Origin of the sequence: Micromonospora sp. NPDC000663, from assembly GCF_042898105.1 — a bacterium.
Taxonomy (GTDB): domain Bacteria; phylum Actinomycetota; class Actinomycetes; order Mycobacteriales; family Micromonosporaceae; genus Micromonospora.
In genome coordinates this window covers 638,554-663,359 of record NZ_JBIAYR010000002.1, presented here as the reverse complement: position 1 = coordinate 663,359, position 24,806 = coordinate 638,554, and the positions used below count along the sequence as shown (strand labels likewise).

Genomic DNA, 24,806 nt, shown 5'->3' with positions numbered 1-24,806 from the left:
GCCTCGCCCGCCTGGCGGTACGCGCCGGGGGTTGGCCCACACCCAGGTCCGATTCCCGCCAGCCGACGGTCGGGTGAGCGGGGCATCATCGGTGACGTGGAGATGGACTTCGAGCGGTGCTACCGGGCCGTGGACAGCCGTGACCAGCGGTTCGACGGCTGGTTCTACACAGGCGTGACGTCCACCGGGATCTACTGCCGGCCGTCCTGCCCGGCGACCACACCCAAGCGGCAGAACGTCCGGTTCTTCCCGTCCGCGGCGGCGGCGCAGGGTGCCGGGCTACGCGCCTGCCGCCGCTGCCGGCCCGATGCCGCACCCGGCTCGCCGGAGTGGGACGTCCGCGCCGACGTGGTCGGCCGGGCGATGCGGCTGATCGCCGACGGGGTCGTCGACCGGGGCGGCGTACCGGGGCTGGCGGCCCGACTCGGCTACACCGAGCGGCACCTGCACCGGATGCTGCGCGCCGAGATGGGCGCCGGACCGCTCGCGTTGGCCCGTGCCCAGCGGGCGCAGACAGCCCGGATCCTGATCGAGACGACCGGACTCGGGATGGCCGAGATCGCGTTCGCTGCGGGTTTCGGCAGTGTGCGGCAGTTCAACGACACGGTCCGCGAGGTGTACGCGAGCGCCCCGTCCGAGCTGCGCGCGGCCCGTGGCCGGCAGCAGGCCCCACCCGGCGCGGGGACCATCTCGCTCCGCCTGGCGTACCGGCCGCCGCTGCACGCCCGGGCGCTGCTGGACTTCCTCGCGCTGCGGGCGCTGCCGGGCGTGGAGGAGGTCCGCGACGGGACGTACCACAGGGGGTTGCGGTTGCCGCACGGCGTCGGACAGGTGGCCCTGACCCCGGCGGACGGGTACGTGGCGGCGACGCTGCGCCTGGCCGACCTGCGCGACCTGGCGCCGGCGGTGGCCCGCTGCCGCCGGCTGCTCGACCTGGACGCGGACCCGGTGGCCGTCGACGGGACGCTGGCCGCAGACCCGGCGCTGGCGCCGGTGGTGGCGGCGGAGCCCGGAATCCGGGCCCCCCGGGCGGTGGACGGCTTCGAGATGGCAGTCCGAGCCGTGATCGGCCAGCAGATTTCGGTGACAGCGGCAAGAACGACACTGACCCGTCTACTGAAGCACGTTGATCATGAAGTTGCCGCAGGGGATGCCTCCATGTCGGGACAACAACTTCATGATCGACGCGTCGAGGGCCGGGGCGACCTGCGGGGGTTCCTGAGCGCGGAGGAACTGTTGTCGGTGCCGGACGCCGGATTCGGAATGCCGGCGGGGCGGCGGGAGACCCTGCGGGCGTTGGCCCGGGCGGTGGTGGACGGGTCGGTCGACCTGGCGCCGGGGGGCGACCGGGAGGAGACCGTACGGCGGCTGCTGACCCTGCCCGGCATCGGCCCGTGGACGGCCGGCTACCTGGCCATGCGCGCCCTCGGCGACCCGGACGTCTTCCTCGGCACCGACCTCGCCGTCAGGCGCGGCGCGGCGAGCCTCGGCCTGCCGGACGACCCCACGACCCTCGACGCGTACGCCGACCGCTGGCGCCCCTGGCGGTCCTACGCCACCATCAGACTCTGGAGAGCGGCATGAGCATCGACAGCACCGTTGTGAACACCCCGGCCGGCCCACTGAGCATCCTCGCCGGCCCGGACGGCGACGTGCGGGCGGCCGGCTTCACCCCGGACCCGGCGGCACTGCTGCCCCTGGTCCACCCGACGCTGCGGGCACCCCTGCGGCGGCGGGACGACCTCGGCCCGATCAGCACGGCCGTCGAGTCCTACCTGGACGGCGACCTGGCCGCTATCGACGCGGTGCCGGTACGGCAGCACACAAGCGGCGCGTTCATGGCACACGCCTGGCAGGTGCTGCGCGAGGTGCCCCCGGGCACCCCTGTCACCTACACCGGGTACGCGGCGCTGGCCGGTCGACCGCCGGCGGTGCGGGCCGCCGCGGCCGCCTGCGCCCGTAACGCCGCCGCGCTCTTCGTGCCCTGTCACCGGGTGCTGCGTACCGACGGGACGCTCGGCGGCTACCGCTGGGGGTTGGACGTGAAGACGTGGCTTCTCGGTCACGAGCGACGGCTGACAGCAAGCTGACACAGGCATCGACAGGTATTGACGCTACCGTCGGATAGTGCCTGCGGAGAACGACGGCGACCCGGCCGCCCGGGTCGCCGCGGGTCCCCACCCGGTGCACAACCTCTGGCGGCTGCGCCGCTACCTGCGCCCGTACGCCGTCGAGTTCGCCTGGCTGCTCGTCGCGGGTCTCGCCGGCACGGCGGCCGGGATCGCCGTACCCCTTGTGGTGCAGCGGGTGGTCGACGGCCCGGTGGCCGGGCGCGAGCCCGGTGCGCTGGTCCAGCTCGCCGGTCTGGCGCTGCTGCTCGGCGTGGTCGAGGCGGTGCTCATCTTCATCCGCAGGTGGGTGCAGTCCTCGTCGGCGGTCGGCATGGAGGCGGCCCTGCGCGCCGACGTGTACGCCCACCTGCAACTGTTGCCGGCGAGCTTCCACGACCGCTGGCAGTCCGGCCAGTTGCTCTCCCGGATCACAAGCGACCTGTCGGTGATCCGCCGGTTCCTCTCGTTCGGCGTGTTCTTCCTGCTGCTCAACGTCACCACCTACGTGGTGGTCGTGGCGCTGCTCGTGCATCTGCACCCGGCGCTCGGGCTGCTCGTCGCGGCCAGCGGGGTGCCGCTGCTGCTGATCAGCCGTCGGTTCGGAAGGCACTACCACACGGCGTCGCGCCGGATGCAGGACCAGCAGGGCGACGTGGCGACAGTGGTCGAGGAGACCGCGCAGGGGCTGCGCACCATGAAGGCGTACGGCCGGGGGCCCGAGCTGGCCGCCCGCTTCGCCGGTGGGGCGCGGACGCTGCACGACACAGGCGTGGGCAAGGGCCGGCTGCTGGCCAACACCTCGGCGCTGCTCGACCTGGTGCCTAACGTGACCCTGGGCGTGGTGCTGGTCGCCGGGGCTGCCGCCGCCGCGCGGGGCGCGCTCACCATCGGCGAGCTTGTCGCGTTCGTGAGTCTGCAACTGATGCTCATCTGGCCTGTGCAGTCGCTGGGTTGGATCATCGCCAACGGCCAGGAGGCCGCCACCGCGGCCGACCGCATCCAGGAGGTCCTGGACACCCCGCCGCAGATCGTGGACGCCCCCGACGCGCTGGCGCTTCCCCGCGACGCGGTGGTCGGCCGACTCCGCTTCGAGAGGGTCTCGTTCCGCTACCCGGGCGCCACCGCCCCGGTCCTGCGCGAGGTCGACCTGACCATCGAGCCGGGCGAGACCGTGGCACTGGTAGGCGCCACCGGCTGCGGCAAGAGCACCCTGCTCTCCCTGGTGCCCCGGCTGCACGAGGTGACCGGGGGCCGAATCACCCTGGACGGGCACGACCTGCGCGACCTGCGGCTGGACTCGCTGCGGCGGCTGGTCGGGATGGCGTTCGAGGAGCCGACGCTATTCTCCATGTCGGTCCGCGAGAACCTCACGCTGGGACGCCCGGACGCCGACGACGACGAGGTACGCGCCGCGCTCGCGCTGGCGCAGGCGGAGTTCGCGTACGACCTGCCGTGGGGGTTGGCCACCAGGGTGGGTGAGCAGGGGCTGTCCCTCTCCGGAGGGCAGCGGCAGCGGCTGGCGTTGGCGCGCGCCGTGCTCGGCCGTCCGGCGTTGCTGGTGCTTGACGACCCGCTGTCCGCCCTCGACGTGCACACCGAGGCGCTTGTCGAGGCGGCTCTGCGGCGGGTCCTGCGCAGCAGCACCGCGCTGCTTGTCGTACACCGCCCGTCGACCATCGCGCTCGCCGACCGGGTCGCCCTGCTGGCCGGCGGACGGATCACGGCGATCGGCAGGCACTCCGACCTGCTGGCCACGGTGCCCGCGTACCGGGCCCTGCTCGCCGCCGAACCACCGTCCGGGGAGCCACCGCCGGCCGCGTCCACGCCGGACGGATGGGGCCTGGTGCGCTCGTGACGCAGGAGGCCGACCCGCCACCCGCTGAAGAACCGGAGCTGACCCGGTGGCGCGGCACCGCCACCGACCCGGAGGCCGACCGGAGCCGCGCCGAGGACAGCAGCCCGGAGGCGGTGACACGGCTGCGCCGCCTCAGCCGCACCCTGCTGGGCGACCTGCTACGCCCACACCGGCGCCGGCTCGTCGCCGCCGTCGCTCTGCTGCTGGCGCAGAACGCCGCCGCCATGGCCGGCCCGTACCTGGTGATGGTCGGCATCGACAGGGGCATCGCGCCGCTGCGGGACGGGGACGCCGTCCCGCTGGCCGCCGTCGCGGGAGCGTTCGCCGCCGCAGCCGTCGGCGAGTACGCGGCCCGCCGGGGCTTTCTGACCCTCTCCGCCCGGATCGGCCAGGCCGTCCTGCTGGACCTGCGGCAGCGCGTGTTCGGGCACTTCCTGGGGCTGTCGGTGGGCTTCCACGAGCGGTACACGTCAGGCCGCATGGTCTCCCGGCTCACCAGCGACCTGGACTCGATCGCCGAACTCGTCAACGGCGGCATCGACAGCCTGGTGCTGGCCGCCCTGTCGATCCTCTCGGTGGCCGCCATCCTGCTCTGGCTGGACCTGCCGCTGGCCGCGGTGACACTGCTCGCGTTCCCGTTCCTGTTCCTGCTCTCCCGCTGGTTCGCCAGGGCGTCGGCAAGCGCGTACCGGCGGACCCGCGAGGCTGTCGCGCTGGTCATCGTGCACTTCGTCGAGTCGATGCGGGGCATCCGGGCGGTGCAGGCGTTCCGACGGGAGCCCCGCAACCAGCGGATCTTCGTGGCGCTCGGCGACGAGTACCGGCAGACCAGCCTGCACACGTTCCGGCTGATCGCCACCTACTCCCCCGCGATCAAGCTGATCGGCAACGTCACAGTGGCGGTGGTGCTCTGCTACGGCGGCTGGCGTGTGCTCGGCGGACGGACCGAGGTCGGTGTGCTCGCCGCGTTCCTGCTCTACCTGCGCCGCTTCTTCGAGCCGATGCAGGAGCTGAGCCAGTTCTACAACGCGCTCCAGTCGGCCACCGCCGCGCTGGAGAAGCTGGCAGGTGTCCTCGACGAACGGCCCGCCGTCGCCGAGCCGGCCCGGCCGGTGCCGCTGCCGACCGGCCCCGGTCGCGGCGAGCTGGCCTTCCGGGCGGTCTCCTTCGGCTACCGCCCGGACACCCCGATCCTCGACGGGCTGGACCTGACAGTGCCGGCCGGGCAGACCGTGGCGCTGATCGGCCCGACAGGCGCCGGCAAGTCGACGATCGCCAAGCTGGTCGCCCGCTTCCACGACCCGGACACCGGCACGATCCGCCTCGACGGGGTCGACCTGCGCGACGTGGCCGACGCCGACCTGCGCCGCGCGGTGGTGCTGGTGACCCAGGAGAACCACCTGTTCAGCGGGAGCGTGGCGGAGAACATCAGGTTCGGCCGGCCCGGCGCCGACGACGACGCCGTGCGGGCCGCCGCCCGCGCCATCGGCGCGCACGAGTTCATCGCCGCGCTCCCCGACGGGTACGCCACGCAGGTGCACAGGCGCGGCGGCCGACTCTCCGCCGGGCAGCGGCAGCTCGTCGCGTTCGCGCGGGCGTTCCTCGCCGACCCGACAGTGCTGATCCTGGACGAGGCGACGTCGTCGCTGGACGTGCCCACCGAGCGGCTGGTCCAGCGGGCGCTCGGCACCATCCTGCGCGACCGCACCGCCCTGGTGATCGCCCACCGACTCTCCACCGTGGAGACCGCCGACCGGGTCCTCGTCGTCGACGGCGGCCGGATCGTCGAGGACGGCCCGCCCGCCGTGCTGGCCGAGGCGGAAGGCCGGTACGCGGCCCTGCACCGCCAGTGGCGCGACTCGCTTGTCTGACCCGGCGATGCGCAACTGCGTGGCCCGGCCCCCTGGTGATGCCTACGATCGCAGGATGACCGACACGGCGAGAACGGCCCGCGCCGGTGTCCCCGACCGTCCGACCCTGGACGGGCTCGAGGAGACCTGGGCGCGCCGCTGGCAGGAGGAGGGCACGTACGCGTTCGACCGCGCGAAGCAGCGGGCCGACGTGTACGCCATCGACACCCCGCCGCCGACCGTATCGGGCGAGCTGCACATGGGGCACGTCTTCTCGTACACGCACACCGACACCGTCGCGCGGTACCAGCGGATGCGCGGCAAGGCGGTGTTCTACCCGATGGGCTGGGACGACAACGGTCTGCCCACCGAGCGTCGCGTGCAGAACGTGTACGGGGTGCGCTGCGATCCCGCGTTGCCGTACGACCCGGTGTGGCGGCCACCGGCGACGCCTGTCGACGACGCGGCACGCCGCGACCCCACACCGCTGTCGCGGCGCAACTTCATCGAGCTGTGCGAGCGGCTGACGGTCGCCGACGAGCAGGCCTTCGAGGCGCTGTGGCGGCGGCTCGGGCTGTCCGTGGACTGGTCCCTGACGTACACGACTATCGGTCGGGTGGCCCGGGCGACAAGCCAGCGGGCGTTCGTGCGCAACCTGCTGCGCGGCGAGGCGTACCAGGCGGAGGCGCCGACGTTGTGGGACGTCGGGTTCGCCACCGCTGTCGCGCAGGCGGAGCTGGAGGACCGGGAACGGCCCGGCGCGTACCACCAGTTGCGGTTCACCACTCCCGACGGGCGCGCGGTGCTCATCGACACCACCCGACCGGAGCTGCTGCCGGCCTGCGTGGCGCTTGTCTGCCACCCGGACGACGAGCGGTACGCCGACCTGGTGGGCGGCACGGTGCGCAGCCCGCTGTTCGGTGTGGAGGTCCCTGTGCACGCCCATCCGCTCGCCGACCCGGCCAAGGGCACAGGCATCGCGATGGTCTGCACGTTCGGCGACCTCGCCGACGTGACCTGGTGGCGTGAGCTGCGACTGGACACCAGGGTGGTGATCGGTCGGGACGGCCGTCTGCTGCCCGAGCCGCCGGCCGGGGTGCCGGCCCAGCCGTACGCGGCGCTGGCCGGGCAGACAGTCAACGCGGCCCGCCGCGAGATCGTCGGGATGCTTGCCGAGGCGGGCGACCTGATCGGCGAACCGCGCCCGATCACCCACCCGGTCAAGTTCTACGAGCGGGGCGACCGGCCACTGGAGATCGTCTCGACCCGGCAGTGGTACCTGCGCAACGGCGGCAGGGACGCCGACCTGCGGGCGACGCTGCTGGCCCGGGGCGGGGAGCTGCACTGGGTGCCGGCGCACATGAAGCACCGCTACGACAACTGGGTGGGCGGCCTGACCGGGGACTGGCTGGTCAGCAGGCAGCGCTTCTTCGGGGTGCCGGTGCCTGTGTGGTACCGGCTCGACGACACTGGCGAGCCGGACTGGTCCCACCCTCTCACGCCTGACGAGACGGCGCTCCCGGTCGACCCGTCCAGCGACCCGGCGCCCGGCTACGACGAGTCCGAGCGCGGCCTGCCGGGTGGCTTCATCGGCGACCCCGACGTGCTGGACACCTGGGCCACCTCGTCGCTGACCCCGCAGATCGTCGGCGGCTGGGAGACCGACCCGGACCTGTTCGCGCGGGTCTTCCCGATGGACCTCCGCCCGCAGGGGCAGGAGATCATCCGGACCTGGCTCTTCGACACCGTGATCCGGTCGCACTTTGAGCACGGGGTGCTGCCCTGGCGGGACACCGTGCTGTCCGGCTGGATCCTCGACCCCGACCACAAGAAGATGGCCAAGTCCAAGGGGAACGTGGTGACCCCGCTGGCACTGCTGGAGCAGCACGGCTCGGACGCCATGCGCTACTGGGCGGCCAGCGGCAAACCCGGCACGGACCTGGCGTTCGACCCGGCCCAGATCAAGGTCGGCCGGCGGTTGGCCACCAAGCTGCTCAACGCGTCCAGGTTCGCGCTCGGGTTGGGTGCCGCCGACGCGCTGCGCACCCCGGCGACGGCCCCGCTGGACCGGGCCATGCTCGCCGAGCTGTCCACCGTCGTCACGGCGGCCGGCGCCGCCTTCGACGCGTACGACCACACGACCGCGTTGCAGGTGACCGAGGCGTTCTTCTGGCGGTTCTGCGACGACTACATCGAGCTGGTCAAGGAACGCGCGTACGGCGCCGGAGCGGCTGCCGACTCGGCACGGGCGGCGCTGGCGTCGGCGCTGTCGGTGCAGTTGCGACTGTTCGCCCCGGTGCTGCCGTACGTCACCGAGGAGGTCTGGTCGTGGTGGCGGTACGGCTCGGTGCACCGGGCGCCGTGGCCCACCACGCACGAGGTGGCCCGCACGATCGAGGGGACGGGTGAGCCGGCGCTGCTGCGGCTCGCCGGTGACGCGTTGAGCCAGGTGCGACGGGCCAAGTCGGAGCGGAAGCTGTCGATGAAGGCCGAGGTGCCGCTGGCCGAGGCGCTCGGCCCGGCGGCGCTGCTGGAGCAGCTCACCCTGGTCGCCGACGACCTGCGGGCGGCCGGCCGGATCGGCAAGCTCGACCTGCTGCCGGACCGCACCCCGGAACTCGTCATCGCCTGCGCCTTCTGACGACCGCCGTCCGCCGCCGCCCACCCCCCGGGGCGGCGGCGGACGGGGAGTCACCAGCCGCGCAGGAACCGCAGGCCGAGCAGGATCGCGACCACGGCGGGCCCGACCAACAGGGTGATCGCCTGGAGCCGGTACGGCATCCGGTGCCGGGTCAGCTCAACCGCGTTGCCCAGCACTATCGCCCCGGCCAGCATCATGAACGCACCCCACCAACCGGTCTCCAGGTGGATCAGCTCCACCCGGATCAGCAGCAGGGTGAGGCCGAGCAGCGCGCCGGTGAGCGCGAGCAGCGCCACCGCCCGGTGCAGGCCGCGGGCCAGCGGATGGGCCGCCCGCCAGCCGTACGTGCCGGCCACCGCCAGGCAGGGCAGCACCACGAGCAGCGGCCATCCCCGACTCATCACGCCGAACATCAGCAGCGCGCCCACCGCGAACACCAGGGTACCCACGCAGGCGATGACGTACCCGGCGAAGGCCCGACCGCCACGGCGGGCCAGCAGCGGGCCGCCGCTGGCGGCGATCAACGCGGCCGGGATCAGGATGAAACCCGCCCACCAGTGGAACCGTCCGCTGCCCTGGGCGGCCGTCGCGACCGTGGCGCTGGCCAGCCCGGCGACCGCCAGGCTTGTCAACCAGGGCCGGCTGCTCCGGGAGTACGGGTCAGACAAGGACATCCGCTCCGCTTCGACGCTCACGCCCACCAGCCTGGCCCGGGGTGGCCCCGCCGGTCCATCCGGCCAGCCCTACCGTCCGAGGGTGGCTGGCCGGACCAGCGGCCCGCACGGTCAGCTCGTCTCGCCGGCCACGCTGAACGACCGCAGACGGTCGATTGCCAGCACTGTGAAGCCGACGCTCACCAGCGCGGTCATCACCGCCGCCACAGGCACCGACACGCTGGTCTCCAGCAGCCCGCTGGGGGCGAGCCGGTCGGCGAGGGCGATCACGTACTGCTGGATGGAGAGCACCTTGGTGCCGCTGACGAAGTTGCCCAGCAGCCCCTCCCAGATCAGCACGTAGACCAGGCCGAGCAGCACCGGCCGGCGGGTCACGAGGCTCAGGGCGAGGAACAACGCCGAGTACGCCAGCGCGCCGAGCGCCGAGGCGGCGGCCAGCGCCAGACCGAGGCGTACCGAGTCGGCAAGCACGCCCGCCACGTAGAGCGGCACGGCGACGGTGGCCGCGGCGACCCCGGCGGCCACCCCGAGCTTGGGCAGCACGATCTGCCAGCGCGGCAGGGGCTTGGTCAGGATGTGCACCACGGTGCCGTCGTCGATCTCGGCGCCCAGCACACCCGTGCCGATGATCAACGCGACGACCGGCAGCACCACGGCCAGGCCGAGGCCCACCAGGACCGGAGGCCCCCACTGCCCGGGGTCCACCCCGAGGGACCGGCAGAGCACAGCCAACCCGAGCAGCACCAGCGGCAGCGGAAGCAGCAGCAGGAACCGGCGCCGGCCGAACAGCCCGCGCGCGGTGATCCAGGTAATTGTCGACATGCTCTCAGGCCTCCACCAGGTAGGAGAAGACGCTCTCCAGGGACTCGTCGGACGGCACCAGCTGGCGCACCCGGATGCCGCGGTCCAGGGCGATCCGGGGCAGCGCCCGGGTGAAGGCGCCGTAGTCGCCGGCGCGCACCGTCAGACCGGTGCGGTCCAACTCGACGCCGCTCACCGACGGCTCGGCGATCAGTGCGACGGCAAGCGCCCGGTCGTCGGTGGAGCGCACCGCGAAGACGTGCGGCCGGTTCGTCATCAGCCGGCGGATGGTCCGGAAGTCACCCGAGGCGGCCAACCGGCCCGCCACCATCACCTGCACCGTGCCGGAGACCTGCTCGACCTCCTCCAGGATGTGCGAGCTGAACAGGATCGTCCGGCCGGCGTCGCCCAGGGTGTGCAGCAGCTCCATCATGTGCAGCCGCTGGCGCGGGTCCATCCCGTTGAACGGCTCGTCGAGCAGCAGCACCTGCGGGTCGTGCACCAACGCGGCGGCCACCCGCGCGCGCTGACGCATGCCCTTGGAGTACGTGCCGATCCGACGGTCCTGCGCCGACTCCAGCTCCACCAGGTCGATCGCGCGCCGGGCGGCCGCCGCCGGGTCCGCCAACCGGTGCAGCTTCGCGCTGGCCAGCACGAACTCGTACGCGGTGAGGAAGCCCTGCACCGCCTCCCGTTCACTGACCAGCCCCAGCCGCCGGTAGACGTCGGGGTTGCGCCAGGTCGGTTCGTCGTCGAGGGTGACCGTGCCACGCGACGGGGAGAGGAACCCGGCCATCATGTGCAGCAGCGTGGTCTTGCCGGCGCCGTTCGGGCCGAGCAGTCCGGTCACGCCCGGCCCCAGGGCCATGCTGATGTCGTTGACCGCGACCACGTTGCCGTACCACCGGGACACCCCGGTCAGGCTCAGCGTGCTCATCAGGAGGCGACCTTCCGGTAGCGGGCCAGCAGGAGGGCGGTCGCGCCGGCGACCAGCAGCACCGCGGCCAGGGCGTAGACCGGACCGAAACCGCCTATCGTCATCTCGCCCGGATCGCCCTCGACCAGGAGGTCGCCGAGCGACCAGATGCCGACCCCCTGCACCAGGGTGGACGGGGAGGCGAGCCCGGCCAGTTCGTTGGCCGCCCGCGACGGCAGGATGCTCAGCACGCCCACGATCGGGGTGGTCATGAGGAAGACCGCGACCACACCGCCGGCGGCGAAGGCCCGCTTGCCGGTCAGCGACGCGACAAGCAGCCCGATCGAGGCGAAGACCACCGCCCAGAGGCCGGCGTAGAGCAGCCCGGGCAGCAGGTCGAGCAGCTCGTTCCAGACCCCGCGCATGCCGTCCTTGGTGGTGAAGGCGGCACCCAGGAACATCACCAGCTGCGGCCCACCGAGCAGCAGCCAGAGCGCGGTGACGAGTGCCAGCAGCTTGGCCAGCGCGTAGTCGGTGCGCGGCAGCGGTCGGGAGAAGTACAGCGGCAGCACCCCGCTGCGCAGGTCGCGGGAGACCAGCTCGGGCGCGGCGACCGCGACGAAGAAGATGACCAGCCAGCTCATCGCGTCGGCGAACTGGGCGTACGTGGCGACCGGCTCGCCGATCTGGCTGCGTACCGCCGCCAGGGCCACCGCGACCAGGGTGACGATCCCGACCACCAGCCACGGGAAGATCTTGGCCTTGACGCTGCGCCCGAACCCGAACGTGGTGCGCAGCCCGTGCAGGTAGAGCGCGCCGAAGACGTGCCGCCGGCCCAGCCTCGGGCCCTGGTAGCGCTGGTAGCCGATGTCGTGGATGACGCCTGTCGGCGCGGAGCGCACGGCGGCGGTTGACGGCTCAGGCATGGGTGAGCTCCCTCGTCGCGAAGAGTTCGGCCACCCGGTGTCGACGCTGGTCCAGTCGGTGCAACGGCAGGTCCAGTTCGGCGACCGCACCGAGGATCAGGTCATAGGTGCCGTCGTCGGCGAGCGGCACGAGAAGCAGCCGGCCCTCGCGCGCCACCGGCAGGTCGAGCGCGGCCAGCCGGGCGGCCAGTTCCTCGGTGCCCTCGCTGACCTCCACGGCGAGCACGTCGGTGGCGGAGGTCATCGCGGAGATGTGGTCGGCGCGCAGCAGCCGGCCGCCGTCGATCGCGACGAGCGTGTCGCAGATCCGTTCCACCTCGCCGAGCAGGTGCGAGCAGACCAGGACGGAGATGCCGAACTCGGTGCCGATCCGGTGCACCAACGCGAGCATGGCGTCGCGGCCGGCCGGGTCCAGTCCGTTCGTCGGCTCGTCGAGCAGCAGCAGGTCGGGGTCGTGCACCAGCGCCTGGGCGAGCTTCACGCGCTGCTTCATGCCCGTGGAGTAGCCGCCGACCGGACGGTAGCGCTCCTCGTACAGCCCGACGTGGCGAAGGGCCTCGGAGGCCCGCTCGCGTGCCGCCGTACGGGGCAGGCCGCTCATCCGGCCGAGGTGGGTGACCAGCTCGGCGGCGGACAGGTCCGGCGGGAGGCAGTCGTGCTCGGGCATGTAGCCGACCCGGGCGCGGACGGCAGCCGGGTCGGCCGTCGGGTCGATGCCGAGCACCGAGACCTGACCGCTGGTCGGGGCGATCAGGCCGAGCAGGATCTTGATCAGCGTCGATTTGCCGGCGCCGTTCGCGCCCACCAGACCGATGATCCCGGGCTCGACGGCGACGGTGAGGTCGGTCAGCGCGGTGACCCTGCCTCCGTACGTCTTGGTGAGCGACTGGGTCGCTATCAGTGTCACGCTGCCCAGCGTAGGGAGTCGATGCGCACCGGAGGCACCGGCGCGCCCCCGGTACCCCCCTGATCCTTTCCGCGCCGGACCCCTAGGGTCCGCCGCCGGTGTGCCGGGGCGTTTTCGCCGGTCCCGCGTTCGGCCGGACCCCGGCCCGGGAATGACCTCCGGAAGGTGACACCATTCACTTCCCGTTCACCGGGCAGTGTTGCGGTGGCAGTGCGACCGCCGATGCGGGAAGGATCGTCATGATCGAGGTGGGCGTGCCCAAGGTGAGTGTCGTGGTGCCGGCGTACAACTCCGGCAGACACATCGAGAAGCTGGTCGCCTCGCTGCTGCGCCAGTCGTTGCCCGCGGACGAGTTCGAGGCCATCTTCGTCGACGACGGCTCGACCGACGACACGGGAGCGCGGTTGGATCGCCTGGCCGCCCAGCATCAGCAGATCCGGGTGCTGCACATCGAGAACTCGGGCTGGCCGTCGCGCCCGCGCAACCTGGGCATCGAGCACGCCCGCGGCGAGTACGTCTTCTTCGCCGACGACGACGACTGGTTCGCCGACCGGGCGCTGGAACGGCTCTACGACTGCGCGAAGACGTACGACGCCGACGTGGTGATCGGCAAGATGGCCGGGCACGGACGCGGTGTGCCCCGGGAGCTGTTCCGCAAGAACCGCTTCGACGCCACCCTGGCGAACGCCCCGCTGATCGACAGCCTGACCTGCCACAAGCTGTTCCGGCGGGCGTTCCTCAACGAGCACGACCTGCGGTTCCCGGAGGGCGGCAGGCGGCGCCTCGAGGACCATTCGCTTGTGGTGCGGGCGTACTTCCTGTCCCGCCGCACCTGCGTGCTGTCCGACTACACCTGCTACCACCACGTGCACCGCAGGGACGAGAGCAACGTCACCGCCGCGCTGCTGGACCCGTCGAGCTACTTCGCCAGCGTGTGTGACGCCCTGGACATCGTGGACGCCCACACCGAGCCGGGACCGCTGCGCGACAGGCTGCACCGGCGGTGGCTGCGCAACGAGATGCTCAACCGGTTGCGGGGCAAGCGGCTGCTGACCGCCCCGGAGGACTGGCTGGAGCAGTTCGCGCTGGAAACCCGGAAGGTCATCCAGGACCGGTTCGCGCCGGGCGTCGCGGCCGGTCTGCCGCCCCTGCTGCGGGCCGTGGCGTACCTCGCCGAGCGGGGCCGGGTCGCGGACCTGCGGCGGCTGGCCCGCTGGGAGGCGGGCATCGGCGCGTACGGGACGATCGACGACGTCCAGTTCGCCGACACCGCCGTCACGGTGACCGTCGCCGCCGAGCTGCGCTCGGCGGGCCAGCCGATCGGTTTTCGCGCCGACGACGGCCGGGACGTGCTGGTGCTCCCGGTCGAGGAGATCGACCCGCTGGTGCTCGACGCCACCGCGCAGGTCCGCAAGGCCCGGTTGGATGTGGTCGCGCGCCGCCGGGAGACCGGTGACGAGATCTTCCTCCCGGTGTCCTTCGAGACCGAGCGGGTCGCCGGTAGGTCGGGAGCGGAGACCGTCCACCTGCGGCACCGGGGCACCACCACGATCGATTTCGGTGCGCTCAACGGCGGTCGGACGCGGGGCAGTTGGCTCCTGAAGGCCCGGGTCACCACCGCGGGCTGGACCGAGGACGCGCACCTGCCGCTCCTGTTCGTGTGCCGTGCCGACGGGTCCCGGCCCCGCATCCGCGACGAGCGGAAGGTGTGGAACCGGGTCCGGTCGGCGGTGGGTCGCCGGGTCCGCCGCTGATCCGCCCGCCCGGGTCGTGGAGTGGCGCCCTCGACCGATCGGCGGTCGGCTGCGAAACTGTGTGCCGTCAGCGAGTGGGGGGTGTGGATGAGCAACGGCTGGGTGCTGCCCGACGAGGTGCTCCGGGGCGCGCCGGCGTACACGCCGCGTCCCGGTGAGCTGGCGGATCTTGAGCTGCTGCTGACCGGCGCGTACGCCCCCCTGACGGGGTTCATGACCCGTGCCGACCTGGTCTCGGTGAGCCGGCGGGGCCGGTTGGCCGACGGCACCCCGTGGCAGGTCGCGGTGACCCTCCAGGTGCCGACGACACTGGCCCAGGGCTTCGATCCGCGTGACCCGGCCCGGCGGGCGCTTGTGCTGACCGACGGCGAGGGCGCGCCTGTCGCCGGCCTGGACGTGTCGGACGTCTGGCCCGTGCGTGACGGCGTCGCGGGCGTCGGCGGTCAGGTCCGGCGGCTGGGCGATGGTGGCCACGGCCCCTTCCAACGATTGCGCCGCAGTCCGGAGGAGGTGCGGGCGCTGCTGCCCCCGGGTCGGGTGCTCGGCGTGATCGCCGACCGGCCCCTGCACCGCCCGCAGCTCGCCCAGATCGCGCACGCCGCCCGTACCCTGGCCGCGCACCTGCTGGTGATGATCCCGGTCGGTGATGGCGGCGCCGGTGGGCTCACGCCCGAGGCGCTTGTACGGTCCGTGTTCGCCGCACGGGACCGGATGCCGCCCGCCACCCTGGTCGCGGTGCCGCTGTCGCACCGACGCGAGGAGATCGACGACGCGCTGCTGCGCGCCCGGGTCTCCGCCGCGTACGGCGTCACCCACCTGCTGTCCACCGGGGAGATGCTCTCCGGTGCCGGGCTGCGGGTGCTGGTGCCGCGCGAGCTCGCGTACGACAACCGGGACGGGCAGTGGCGGTGGCGGGAGGACATCCCGCCGCGCAACCGTCGCCTCGCGCTGACCCAGGCCGAGATCGACGATCTGCTCGACAGGGGTTTCCCGCTGCCGGAGTGGCACACCCCTCCCGCTGTGGCGAAGGAGCTGGCCAAGGCGCGGCCGGCGCGCCGGCACCGCGGGCTGGTGGTCTTCCTGACCGGGCTCTCCGGCTCGGGCAAGTCGACTGTGGCCCGAGGGCTGACCGACGCGCTGCGGGAGAGCGGCGAGCGGACGGTGACCCTGCTGGACGGGGACGTGGTGCGCCGGGAGCTCTCCGCGGGATTGGGCTACAGCAAGGCCGACCGGGATCTCAACGTCCGGCGGATCGGCTGGGTGGCGGCGGAGATCGCCCGGCACCGGGGGGTGGCTGTCTGCTGCCCCATCGCCCCGTACGCGGCGGCGCGCGCCACGGCGCGGGAGATGGCTCTGAGCGCCGGGGCGGGTTTCGTGCTGGTGCACGTCGCCACCCCGCTGGAGGTGTGCGAGCAGCGGGACCGCAAGGGCCTGTACGCGCGGGCCCGCGCCGGCCTGCTCACCGGCATGACGGGCATCGACGACCCGTACGAGGTGCCGACCGACGCCGAGCTGGTGCTGGACACCACCGACGTGAGCGTGCCGGAGGCGGTGGAGGCCGTGTTGCAGCACCTGACGGAGACCGGCTGGGTGGAGTTGAAGATCCCGTCCAGCTGAGGCGTCGCCGCACCCCGTTTCTTCCGCAGGTACCCACCACGCGCTAGTGTTCATCTTTGTTGGAACACGTTCGACCGCGTGAGAGTACGTGGGGACCGGGGAGGCACGGCGAATGCTCGCTCAGCAGCGGCAGACGGCCATCCTGGAACGGGTCCGGTCCGCCGGCGGCGTCCGGGTGACCGACCTGGCCACCGAGTTCGGCGTCTCCGACATGACGATCAGGCGCGACCTGGAGGCGCTGCACGAGCGCGGCCTGCTGGCCAAGGTGCACGGCGGCGCGACGGCCGCCGGCCCGAGTTCGACAGACGAACCGGGCTTTCGCGCCAAGTCGGTCCGTCAACTGCCGGAGAAGGCCGCCATCGCCGACCGGGCCGCGCAGCTCGTCCGCCCCGGTGCGGCGGTCGCGCTGTCCGCCGGCACCACCACCGCCGAACTGGCCCGCAGGCTGGTGGACGTGCCCGGCCTGACCGTGGTGACCAATTCGCTGCCGGTTGCCGAGATCCTGTACGGCGGCGGTCGACCGGACCAGACGGTGGTGCTCACCGGCGGCGTACGCACACCGTCGGACGCGCTGGTCGGCCCGCTTGCCGTCGACGCCATCCGGACACTGCACCTGGATCTGCTCTTCCTGGGCGTGCACGGCATCACCGAACGGGCCGGCTACACCACTCCGAACCTCATGGAGGCGGAGACCGACCGGGCGTTGGTGGCGGCGGCGGACCGGTTGGTGGTGCTCGCCGACCACACCAAGTGGGGCACGGTGGGCATCTCCTCGATCGTCGGGCTGGCGGCGGCGCACGTGCTGGTCAGCGACGAGGCGTTGCCTACACCCGCCCGACGGGTACTCGGCGAACAGGTGGGTGAGTTGATCATCGTGAAGGCGACGGGGGCGGGACGCGCGACGCGCACGCCGACGAGTGAGGGGACGGCGCCGTGAAGCGCACCGCGATCGACCTGGCCGACGGCCGGGAGCTGATCTACTTCGACGAGCGCGACGACGCCGTACGCGACCAGCCGGACCGCCGGGATCTGCCACCGCCGCCGCCCGCGTCCCAGCTGCGCTACGACCCGCTGACCGACGAGTGGGTGGCGGTGGCCGTGCACCGGCAGACCCGCACCTTCCTCCCGCCGGCGAATGAGTGCCCGCTCGACCCGTCGGTCGGTGACCGGCTGACCGAGATCCCGGCTCCGGACTACGACGTTGTCGTCTTCGAGAACCGTTTCCCGTCGCTGAGCGGCCGGGTGGCCGACGAGCCCGGGGAGATCACCCCGTTCACGGCGGTCCGTCCCGGCCTGGGCCGGTGCGAGGTCGTCTGCTTCACGTCGGACCACAACGCCTCCTTCGCCAGCCTCCCGCCGCGCCGGGTCCGTACAGTGCTTGACGCGCTCGCCGACCGGACCGAGGTACTCGGCGAACTGCCTGGGGTGGAGCAGGTGTTCTGCTTCGAGAACCGGGGCGTCGAGATCGGCGTCACGCTGCACCACCCGCACGGGCAGATCTACGCGTACCCCTTCGTGACGCCGCGCACCCGGGCGCTGCTGGCCGCGGCGCGGCGGCACGCCGAGCGCACCGGCGGCAACCTGTACGCGGACGTGCTGGCCGCCGAACGCGCCTCAGGCGAGCGGGTGGTCGCCGAGAACGACCACTGGACGGCGTTCGTCCCGGCGGCGGCCCGCTGGCCGTTCGAGGTGCACGTGGCGCCGCGCCGGGTGGTGCCGGACATCCCGGCGCTCAGCGACGCCGAGCGGGACGCGTTCGGGCCGCTCTACCTGGATCTGCTGCGCCGCTTCGACGGGCTGTTCGACATGCCGATGCCGTACATCTCGGCGTGGCACCAGGCGCCGGTGCGGGTCGACCGGGAGTTGGGCCATCTGCACCTTCAGCTGTTCAGCATCCGGCGGGCCAAGGACAAGCTGAAGTATCTGGCGGGCTCGGAGTCGGGGATGGGCGTCTTCATCAACGACATCTCCCCGGAGCGGGCCGCCGAGTTGCTGCGCGCCGCCTGAGAACTGTGTGAAACAGGGCGCGGGGGGCCCGGGACAGGGCCCCCCGCAGGGAAGGGACGGCTGGCTGTGCACCACACAGCCGGGAAGGCTGGCTGATCGGCAGGCATTGCCGCGAGGCGACCGAAGTCAACCTTCCTGGACGCGACTGGCATCTCGTCCACCCTGCTCAACGAGGCGCGGCCGGTGACGGTGACGCCGAGGCCGTGTGTCGAGCACTGGACACGCCGGAGCCCGCCGACACATGCCGACGGGCTCCGGTGCTGTGGTATCTGCGAGCTCAGGCGAGCTTGCGGGCCAGGTTCTCGTCGAGCGCGTTCATGAACTCGTCGGTGGTCAGCCACGGGGCGTCGCGCGAGATGAGCAGCGCGAGGTCCTTGGTCATCTGGCCGCCCTCGACGGTGTCGACGATGACCTGCTCCAGGGTGTTGGCGAACTCGGTGACCGCCGGGGTGCCGTCCAGCTTGCCCCGGTGGGCGAGGCCCCGGGTCCAGGCGTAGATCGACGCGATCGGGTTGGTCGAGGTCTTCTCGCCCTTCTGGTACTGCCGGTAGTGCCGCGTGACGGTGCCGTGGGCGGCCTCCGCCTCGACGGTACGGCCGTCCGGGGAGAGCAGGACCGAGGTCATCAGACCCAGCGAGCCGAAGCCCTGCGCGACGGTGTCGGACTGCACGTCACCGTCGTAGTTCTTGCAGGCCCAGACGTAGCCGCCCTCCCACTTGAGCGCGGCGGCGACCATGTCGTCGATGAGCCGGTGCTCGTAGGTGATGCCGGCGGCGTCGAACTCGGCCTTGAACTCGTTCTCGAACACCTCGGCGAAGATGTCCTTGAACCGGCCGTCGTACGCCTTGAGGATGGTGTTCTTGGTGGACAGGTAGACCGGGTAGTTGCGGTCCAGCCCGTACCGGAACGAGGCCCGGGCGAAGTCCCGGATCGACTCGTCGTAGTTGTACATGCCCATGGCGATGCCGCCGCCGGGGAAGTTGGCGACCTCCATCTCCATGGGGGCGCCGCCGTCGGCCGGGGTGTAGGTGATGGTCACCGTGCCCGCGCCGGGGACGACGAAGTCGGTGGCCTTGTACTGGTCACCGTGGGCGTGCCGGCCGATGATGATCGGCTTGGTCCAGCCGGGGACGAGCCGCGGCACGTTGGACATGATGATCGGCTCGCGGAAGACGACGCCGCCGAGGATGTTGCGGATGGTGCCGTTGGGCGACCGCCACATCTTCTTCAGGCCGAACTCCTCGACCCGGGCCTCGTCCGGGGTGATGGTCGCGCACTTGACGCCGACGCCGTGCTCCTTGATGGCGTTGGCGGCGTCAACGGTGACCTGGTCGTCGGTCTCGTCGCGGTGCTGGATCGACAGGTCGTAGTAGTGCAGGTCGACGTCGAGGTAGGGCAGGATCAGCTGCTCCCGGATCTGCTTCCAGATGATCCGGGTCATCTCGTCGCCGTCGAGCTCCACGACCGGGTTGTTTACCTTGATCTTCGCCATCGGCCGGCGCTCCTCTCGGGGGACACGTGCTCAAGCAGTACGAGCGTACTGCAATTGGGCCGGCAGCCCCCAGCCGGCCTCTACCGGCCGGCGGAAACCGGGCTGCACGGCACAGCATTTCCCTGACACCATCACCCGATGCCTCTGAGCCGCACCCTCGGGTCTATCACGGTCACCGCGCTCACCGACGGGGAGGGCCCCTTCTTCCAGCCCCGCGCCGAGGCGTTCCCCGAGGCCACAGCGGCGCACTGGCGGGACGCCGACCGCCGCGACCCCGGCTCGGTGACCGCCGACGGGCAGTGGTGGCTGCCGTTCCGCAGTTTCGCGATCCGCGCCGGCGACGGGCCGGTCACGCTTGTCGACGCTGGAATCGGCCCGGTCGACGCGCCGGCCGCGAGCTGGGCACCCGTGCCCGGCCGGATGCCCGACGAGTTGGCCGCCGCGGGCATCGATCCGGCCGACGTCAACATGGTCGTGCTGACCCACCTGCACAGCGACCACATCGGCTGGGCGGTCACCGGCACAGCCGGGCGGCCGTACTTCCCGAACGCGAGCTACCTGGTGCAGCGCGCCGAACTCGACGCGGCGGAGACGATAAGCCCGAGGCTCCCGGCCGGCCTGATCGCGCCGTTGCGCGCCGCCGGCCAGCTCCGGGTGGTCGACGGTGAAACCGCCCTCAACCCAGCGGTACGACTGCTGCCGACGCCCGGACACACCCCCGGCCACCAGGCGGTGCTCCTCACCTCGGCCGACGAACGGATGCTGATCACCGGCGACCTGCTGGTGCACATGGTGCAGCTCGTCGACCCCGACCTGGCGTACGCCCACGAGGTGGACCCGGACGTCGCCCGGGCCCCCCGGCGAAACGCCCTGGACACCCACTCCCCCGTCGTCCTGGCCACCCCCCACCTGGCCACCCCCTTCACCCCCCACCCCGCCCGTCGATCATGAAGTTGTTGCCCCGACACGCCGAGCCGGTCGGCAACAACTTCATGATCAGCAAGGTGGGATCGGGGTAAGACGCACGAAGGGCGCGCCGGCGGAGCCGGCGCGCCCTTCGTGGTGCGGTGATTCGGGGAACTACATGTTGGCGACGTCGCCCTGCTTGGCGCGGACGGCCTCGGCAGCCTCCAGGAGGCTGGCGCGCTCGTCGGCGTCCAGGTCGGTCTCGACGACCCGCTTGACGCCCTCGGCGCCGATCTGGGCCTCGACACCCAGGTAGACACCGGAGATGCCGTACTCGCCGTCGACCCAGGCGCAGACCGGCATGACCTCGCCGGAGTCCTCGGCGACGGCCTTCGCCATCCGGGCCGCGGCGGCGGACGGGGCGTAGTACGCCGAACCGGTCTTGAGCAGCGCGACCACCTCGGCGCCACCGTTGCGGGTCTTGACGACCAGTTCCTCGATCTGCTCCGCCGGCATCGCGTCGCGCAGCGGCTTGCCGTTGACGGTGCTCTTCGACGGCACCGGGACCATGGTGTCGCCGTGCGAGCCCAGGGTCAGCGTGCGGACCGACGCCACAGGCACGTTCAGCGCCTCGGCGACGAAGTTGCTGAACCGGGCGGTGTCGAGCATGCCGGCCTGGCCGAGGACCCGGTTCTTCGGGAACTGGGTGGCGAGCTGGGCCAGCGCGGTCATCTCGTCGAGCGGGTTGGAGACGACGATGACGACGGCGCTCGGGGCGTACTTGGCGACGTTCTCGGCGACCTGCCGCACGATCTTGGCGTTGGTCTCCAGCAGGTCCATCCGGCTCATGCCCGGCTTACGCGGCAGGCCGGCGGTGATCACGACCACGTCGGAGCCCTCGATGGCCTCGTAACCCTCGCCGTTCGGGCCGGTGGTCACGCCGACGACCTTGGTCTCGAAGCCCTCGATGGCCCGCGACTGGTTGAGGTCGAGGGCGAGGCCCGCGGGCTTGCCCTCGACGATGTCGGTGATGACGACGGTGTCGAATACGTCGTACTCGGCCAGGCGCTGTGCGGTGGTGGAGCCGTAGAAGCCAGCCCCGACGACAGTGACCTTCTTACCCATGGTCGTCCCACTCCCTGATACCAGTCGGTTTTCCGGACCGTATCAGTCATCCTGGCACCCATCAGGCCAGGGGCGGACGGTTACAGCCTGCTGGGCGAAGAAGGACCGTTTCCTCCCTCTCAGCCGCGCTCGGCGCGCTCCACGACGTTGGTGAGGAGCATGGCGCGGGTCATCGGGCCCACGCCGCCGGGCATCGGGACCACCGCGCCGGCCGTCTCGGCGACCTCCGGGTCGACGTCGCCCGTGTAGCGGCCCTTGCCGTCCGGGCCGATCACCCGGGTGATGCCGACGTCCACCACCACCGCGCCCGGGTTGATCATGTCGGCGGTGAGTAGCCCCGGTACGCCGGCCGCGACGATGACGATGTCGGCGGCGCGGGTGTGCGAGGCGAGGTCGAGGGTGCCGGTGTGGCAGAGGGTCACCGTGGCGTTCTCACTGCGCCTGGTGAGCAGCAGGCCGAGCGGGCGGCCGACGGTGTTGCCCCGGCCGACCACGGCGACGGTGGCGCCGCGCAGCGCCACGTCGTGGCGGCGGAGCAGCTCGACGATGCCGCGCGGGGTGCAGGGCAGCGGGCCGTCGTAGCCGAGGACGAGCCGGCCCAGGTTGACCGGGTGCAGGCCGTCGGCGTCCTTGGCCGGGTCGATCAGCTCCAGCACCCGCTGGGTGTCCAGGTGGGCGGGCAGCGGCAGCTGGACGATGTAGCCGTGGCATGCCGGGTCGGCGTTCAGCTCGGCCAGCACGTCGTCGACCTGCTGCTGGGTGGCGTCGGCGGGCAGCTCCCGGCGGATCGAGGCGATCCCCACCTCGGCGCAGTCGCGGTGCTTGCCGTTGACGTACGCCTGGCTGCCCGGATCCGCGCCGACCAGGACGGTGCCCAGTCCCGGGGTGATACCGCGTTCCGCGAGTGCCTTCACACGTATCCGCAGCTCGTCCTTGATCTCCGCTGCGGTCGCCTTGCCGTCCAGAACCGTCGCCGTCACGGTCAGATCGTCTCACGGCCGTCGCGGGCGGTTCGGGCGACCTCGTTTCGACAGGCCCACCAGCGCTCCCGTCGCGCCGCCGTTAGTAACGACGAGTCACGTGTTGCTCATCACTCTGCGTGACGTTTTGTGGATCGCGCCATCGCCGAACCGGTCGGTGGATTCGAGACCTGCCGATACCGGACGGTCGGCCACCCGGCGGCCGAATCGGCTCCGGGCAGGCACACGACACTCCCCACCGCTCAAGGAAACAGCAGCTGGTAGCCATATTTCGGGTTTGGGCTAGCACGGGTGAGGATGCCCTGCAAGGGAAGCGTCCCCGGACCGTTACGCACCCGCAACCCTCTCGTTGTCGAAGGCCACCACCCCGACCTACCGTTACCGCTTGTTGCGCAGCGTAAACCCAGCGTCGGGCATGACTGCGCAGCGTGAGGAGATGAGGAGGCTCAATGCGAGTTCGTAGACTCGCCGCCTGGACCGCCCTCCCGCTCGCGGTGACGCTGGGCCTCGCGGCCTGCGGCAGCGGCGGAGACGGTGGATCCGGCGGCAGTGACAGTTCGGCGGTCAGCATCCAGATCGGCGAGCCGAAGCACCTGGTTCCCACGAACACCACCGAGACGTCCGGCGCGCAGGTGCTCACCGGCCTGTTCAGCCCGCTCGTCGACTACGACGCCCAGAACAAGCCGTACGAGGTCGCCGCAGAGTCGATCACCTCGTCCGACAACCAGGTCTGGACGATCAAGCTCAAGGACGGCTTCACCTTCCACAACGGCGAGAAGGTCACGTCCGAGGACTACATCAACGCCTGGAACTACGGCGCGTACGCCCCCAACGGCCAGGACAGCAACTACTTCTTCGAGAAGATCGCTGGCTACACGGACCTGCAGGGCAAGGAGCCGAAGGCCAAGGAGATGTCCGGCCTGAAGAAGGTCGACGACCTCACCTTCACCGTGACGCTCGCCGAGCCGTACATCGACTTCCGGACGATGCTCGGCTACACCGCGTTCTACCCGATGCCGGATGCCGCGTTCTCCGCCCCGGGCGTGCTCAAGGACTCCTACGAGCAGGCGCCGATCGGGCAGGGCCCGTTCAAGATGAAGGGCGCCTGGCAGCACGACAGCAAGATCGACGTCGAGCGGTACGACGCCTTCCCGGGCGAGAAGCCCAAGGTGAAGAACATCGAGTTCCGGATCTACCAGCAGCTCACCGCCGCGTACGCGGACGTCCTGGCGGACAACCTGGACGTGCTGCCGACGATCCCGACCGAGAGCCTGAGCACCGCGCCGACCGACCTGGGCGACCGGTTCCTGACCAGCCCGATGTCGTCGTTCCAGTTCCTCGCGTTCCCGACGTTCGACAAGGACTACAGCAACCCGGACGTGCGTAAGGCCATCTCGATGGCTATCGACCGGGACGAGATCACCAAGTCGGTCTTCAAGGACTCGCAGGACCCGGCCCGTTCGTTCGTCTCGCCGGTGCTGCCCGGCTACCGGGACAACACGGCGGGCAAGGCAGGCGAGTTCAACCCGACCGAGGCCAAGAAGCTCTACCAGGCCGCGGGCGGCCCCGCGAAGATCGTCATCTCCTACAACGGCGACGGCGGTCACAAGGACTGGGTCGACGCCACTGTCAACCAGCTCAAGGCCAACCTGGGCGTGGACGCCGTGGGCGTCGCCGAGCCGAAGTTCGCCGACCTGCTGACCAAGGTCGAGAAGAAGACGCCGGTTGGTGCGTTCCGGATGGGTTGGGTCATGGACTACCCGACCATGGAGGACTACCTCGGCCCGCTGTACAGCACCAACGGTTCGTCGAACTACTACGGCTACAGCAACCCGGAGTTCGACAGGCTCGTCAAGGAGGGTTCCGCCGCCAAGACGCAGGACGAGGCGATCGCCAAGTACCAGCAGGCGGAGGACATCCTGGCCAAGGACATGCCGGTGATCCCGCTCCGCTTCGGCGAGAACGTGTACGGCCACTCGTCCAAGGTCAAGAACGTGGAGATGGACCTGTTCCAGCGGGTCAACCTCGTCAAGATCGAAGCGGCCAGCTGAGCTGACCGATGGTTGCGGGCCACCCGGGCGACGACGCCCGGGTGGCCCGGACCGCGCCACCGCCGCCGGGCGCCGCACCCCGCAGGCCCGGCCGCGGTGGCGGCGGCTCGCCCGGGCCGGACGGCACCTCTCCGACATTTCGGGTACTACCAGAGATGCCGTCCTGCGACCCTTTCGCACATTTCCGGAGAGA

At 71.6% G+C, this 24,806-nt stretch carries 19 protein-coding genes; 11 read left to right on the top strand and 8 right to left on the bottom strand.

Features of this window, described 5'->3' with window-relative positions; all coding sequences use genetic code 11:
* The first annotated feature begins 96 nt into the window (after nucleotides 1-96).
* The 5 genes from ACFY1S_RS11780 to valS are packed head-to-tail and all read left to right on the top strand — an operon-like array spanning nucleotide 97 to nucleotide 8,457.
* Nucleotides 97-1,584, top strand: coding sequence for a DNA-3-methyladenine glycosylase 2 family protein (locus ACFY1S_RS11780; RefSeq protein WP_387115757.1), 1,488 nt, complete (start codon nucleotides 97-99; stop codon nucleotides 1,582-1,584).
* Nucleotides 1,581-2,090: a methylated-DNA--[protein]-cysteine S-methyltransferase gene (locus ACFY1S_RS11775; RefSeq protein WP_387115754.1), complete on the top strand. Its 510-nt coding sequence runs from the start codon at nucleotides 1,581-1,583 to the stop codon at nucleotides 2,088-2,090. The genes ACFY1S_RS11780 and ACFY1S_RS11775 overlap by 4 nt, the downstream gene beginning before the upstream one ends.
* 37 nt (nucleotides 2,091-2,127) lie before the next feature.
* Nucleotides 2,128-3,966 (top strand): ABC transporter ATP-binding protein, encoded by a 1,839-nt coding sequence (locus ACFY1S_RS11770; protein ID WP_387115751.1) that lies wholly within the window; start codon nucleotides 2,128-2,130, stop codon nucleotides 3,964-3,966.
* Entirely contained in the window at nucleotides 3,945-5,837 is a 1,893-nt protein-coding gene (locus tag ACFY1S_RS11765) for an ABC transporter ATP-binding protein (protein ID WP_387115748.1), read from the top strand. The genes ACFY1S_RS11770 and ACFY1S_RS11765 overlap by 22 nt, the downstream gene beginning before the upstream one ends.
* Nucleotides 5,838-5,892: 55 nt before the next feature.
* Complete coding sequence (gene valS, locus ACFY1S_RS11760; protein ID WP_387115745.1) at nucleotides 5,893-8,457, top strand: valine--tRNA ligase; 2,565 nt, start codon at nucleotides 5,893-5,895, stop codon at nucleotides 8,455-8,457.
* A 50-nt stretch (nucleotides 8,458-8,507) separates the two neighbouring features.
* On the opposite strand, the gene ACFY1S_RS11755 is transcribed toward valS, so the two are convergent.
* The 5 genes from ACFY1S_RS11755 to ACFY1S_RS11735 all read right to left on the bottom strand — a co-directional run bounded on the left by ACFY1S_RS11755 (nucleotide 8,508) and on the right by ACFY1S_RS11735 (nucleotide 12,681).
* A complete protein-coding gene (locus ACFY1S_RS11755) occupies nucleotides 8,508-9,152 on the bottom strand; it encodes a hypothetical protein (RefSeq protein WP_387115742.1) in 645 nt (214 codons plus the stop codon).
* Nucleotides 9,153-9,242: 90 nt separating this feature from the next.
* A complete protein-coding gene (locus ACFY1S_RS11750; RefSeq protein WP_364375285.1) occupies nucleotides 9,243-9,953 on the bottom strand; it encodes an ABC transporter permease subunit in 711 nt (236 codons plus the stop codon).
* Between the two features lie 4 nt (nucleotides 9,954-9,957).
* Nucleotides 9,958-10,869, bottom strand: coding sequence for an ABC transporter ATP-binding protein (locus ACFY1S_RS11745; RefSeq protein ID WP_387115739.1), 912 nt, complete (start codon nucleotides 10,867-10,869; stop codon nucleotides 9,958-9,960).
* Nucleotides 10,869-11,774 carry an ABC transporter permease gene (locus ACFY1S_RS11740; protein ID WP_364375290.1) on the bottom strand — a complete coding sequence of 302 codons (906 nt, stop codon included), beginning with the start codon at nucleotides 11,772-11,774 and terminating at the stop codon, nucleotides 10,869-10,871. Before ACFY1S_RS11740 ends, ACFY1S_RS11745 begins: the two co-directional genes overlap by 1 nt.
* Nucleotides 11,767-12,681 (bottom strand): ABC transporter ATP-binding protein, encoded by a 915-nt coding sequence (locus ACFY1S_RS11735; RefSeq protein ID WP_364375293.1) that lies wholly within the window; start codon nucleotides 12,679-12,681, stop codon nucleotides 11,767-11,769. The genes ACFY1S_RS11740 and ACFY1S_RS11735 overlap by 8 nt, the downstream gene beginning before the upstream one ends.
* 239 nt (nucleotides 12,682-12,920) lie before the next feature.
* Between ACFY1S_RS11735 and ACFY1S_RS11730 the strand changes: the two genes are divergently transcribed.
* The 4 genes from ACFY1S_RS11730 (at nucleotide 12,921) to galT (ending at nucleotide 18,059) form a co-directional block, all read left to right on the top strand.
* Complete coding sequence (locus ACFY1S_RS11730; protein WP_387115735.1) at nucleotides 12,921-14,435, top strand: glycosyltransferase family 2 protein; 1,515 nt, start codon at nucleotides 12,921-12,923, stop codon at nucleotides 14,433-14,435.
* A gap of 87 nt (nucleotides 14,436-14,522) precedes the next feature.
* A complete protein-coding gene (gene cysC / locus ACFY1S_RS11725) occupies nucleotides 14,523-16,052 on the top strand; it encodes an adenylyl-sulfate kinase (protein WP_387115731.1) in 1,530 nt (509 codons plus the stop codon).
* Between the two features lie 112 nt (nucleotides 16,053-16,164).
* Nucleotides 16,165-16,989, top strand: a complete 825-nt coding sequence (locus ACFY1S_RS11720) for a DeoR/GlpR family DNA-binding transcription regulator (RefSeq protein WP_387115728.1) — start codon at nucleotides 16,165-16,167, stop codon at nucleotides 16,987-16,989.
* Nucleotides 16,986-18,059, top strand: a complete 1,074-nt coding sequence (gene galT / locus ACFY1S_RS11715; RefSeq protein ID WP_387115725.1) for a galactose-1-phosphate uridylyltransferase — start codon at nucleotides 16,986-16,988, stop codon at nucleotides 18,057-18,059. Before ACFY1S_RS11720 ends, galT begins: the two co-directional genes overlap by 4 nt.
* 277 nt (nucleotides 18,060-18,336) lie before the next feature.
* Here galT and ACFY1S_RS11710 read toward each other — a convergent pair whose 3' ends face one another.
* Nucleotides 18,337-19,551, bottom strand: coding sequence for an NADP-dependent isocitrate dehydrogenase (locus ACFY1S_RS11710; protein WP_387115722.1), 1,215 nt, complete (start codon nucleotides 19,549-19,551; stop codon nucleotides 18,337-18,339).
* A gap of 138 nt (nucleotides 19,552-19,689) precedes the next feature.
* Between ACFY1S_RS11710 and ACFY1S_RS11705 the strand changes: the two genes are divergently transcribed.
* The gene (locus tag ACFY1S_RS11705) at nucleotides 19,690-20,502 is read left to right on the top strand and encodes an MBL fold metallo-hydrolase (protein WP_387115719.1); all 813 of its coding nucleotides are present in this window, start codon (nucleotides 19,690-19,692) and stop codon (nucleotides 20,500-20,502) included.
* A 129-nt stretch (nucleotides 20,503-20,631) separates the two neighbouring features.
* On the opposite strand, the gene ACFY1S_RS11700 is transcribed toward ACFY1S_RS11705, so the two are convergent.
* Entirely contained in the window at nucleotides 20,632-21,582 is a 951-nt protein-coding gene (locus tag ACFY1S_RS11700) for a malate dehydrogenase (protein ID WP_387115716.1), read from the bottom strand.
* Nucleotides 21,583-21,701: 119 nt separating this feature from the next.
* Nucleotides 21,702-22,562, bottom strand: a complete 861-nt coding sequence (locus ACFY1S_RS11695) for a bifunctional methylenetetrahydrofolate dehydrogenase/methenyltetrahydrofolate cyclohydrolase (RefSeq protein WP_266246080.1) — start codon at nucleotides 22,560-22,562, stop codon at nucleotides 21,702-21,704.
* 449 nt (nucleotides 22,563-23,011) lie between these two features.
* Between ACFY1S_RS11695 and ACFY1S_RS11690 the strand changes: the two genes are divergently transcribed.
* Nucleotides 23,012-24,613, top strand: a complete 1,602-nt coding sequence (locus ACFY1S_RS11690; RefSeq protein ID WP_387115713.1) for an ABC transporter substrate-binding protein — start codon at nucleotides 23,012-23,014, stop codon at nucleotides 24,611-24,613.
* Nucleotides 24,614-24,806: the final 193 nt, after the last annotated feature.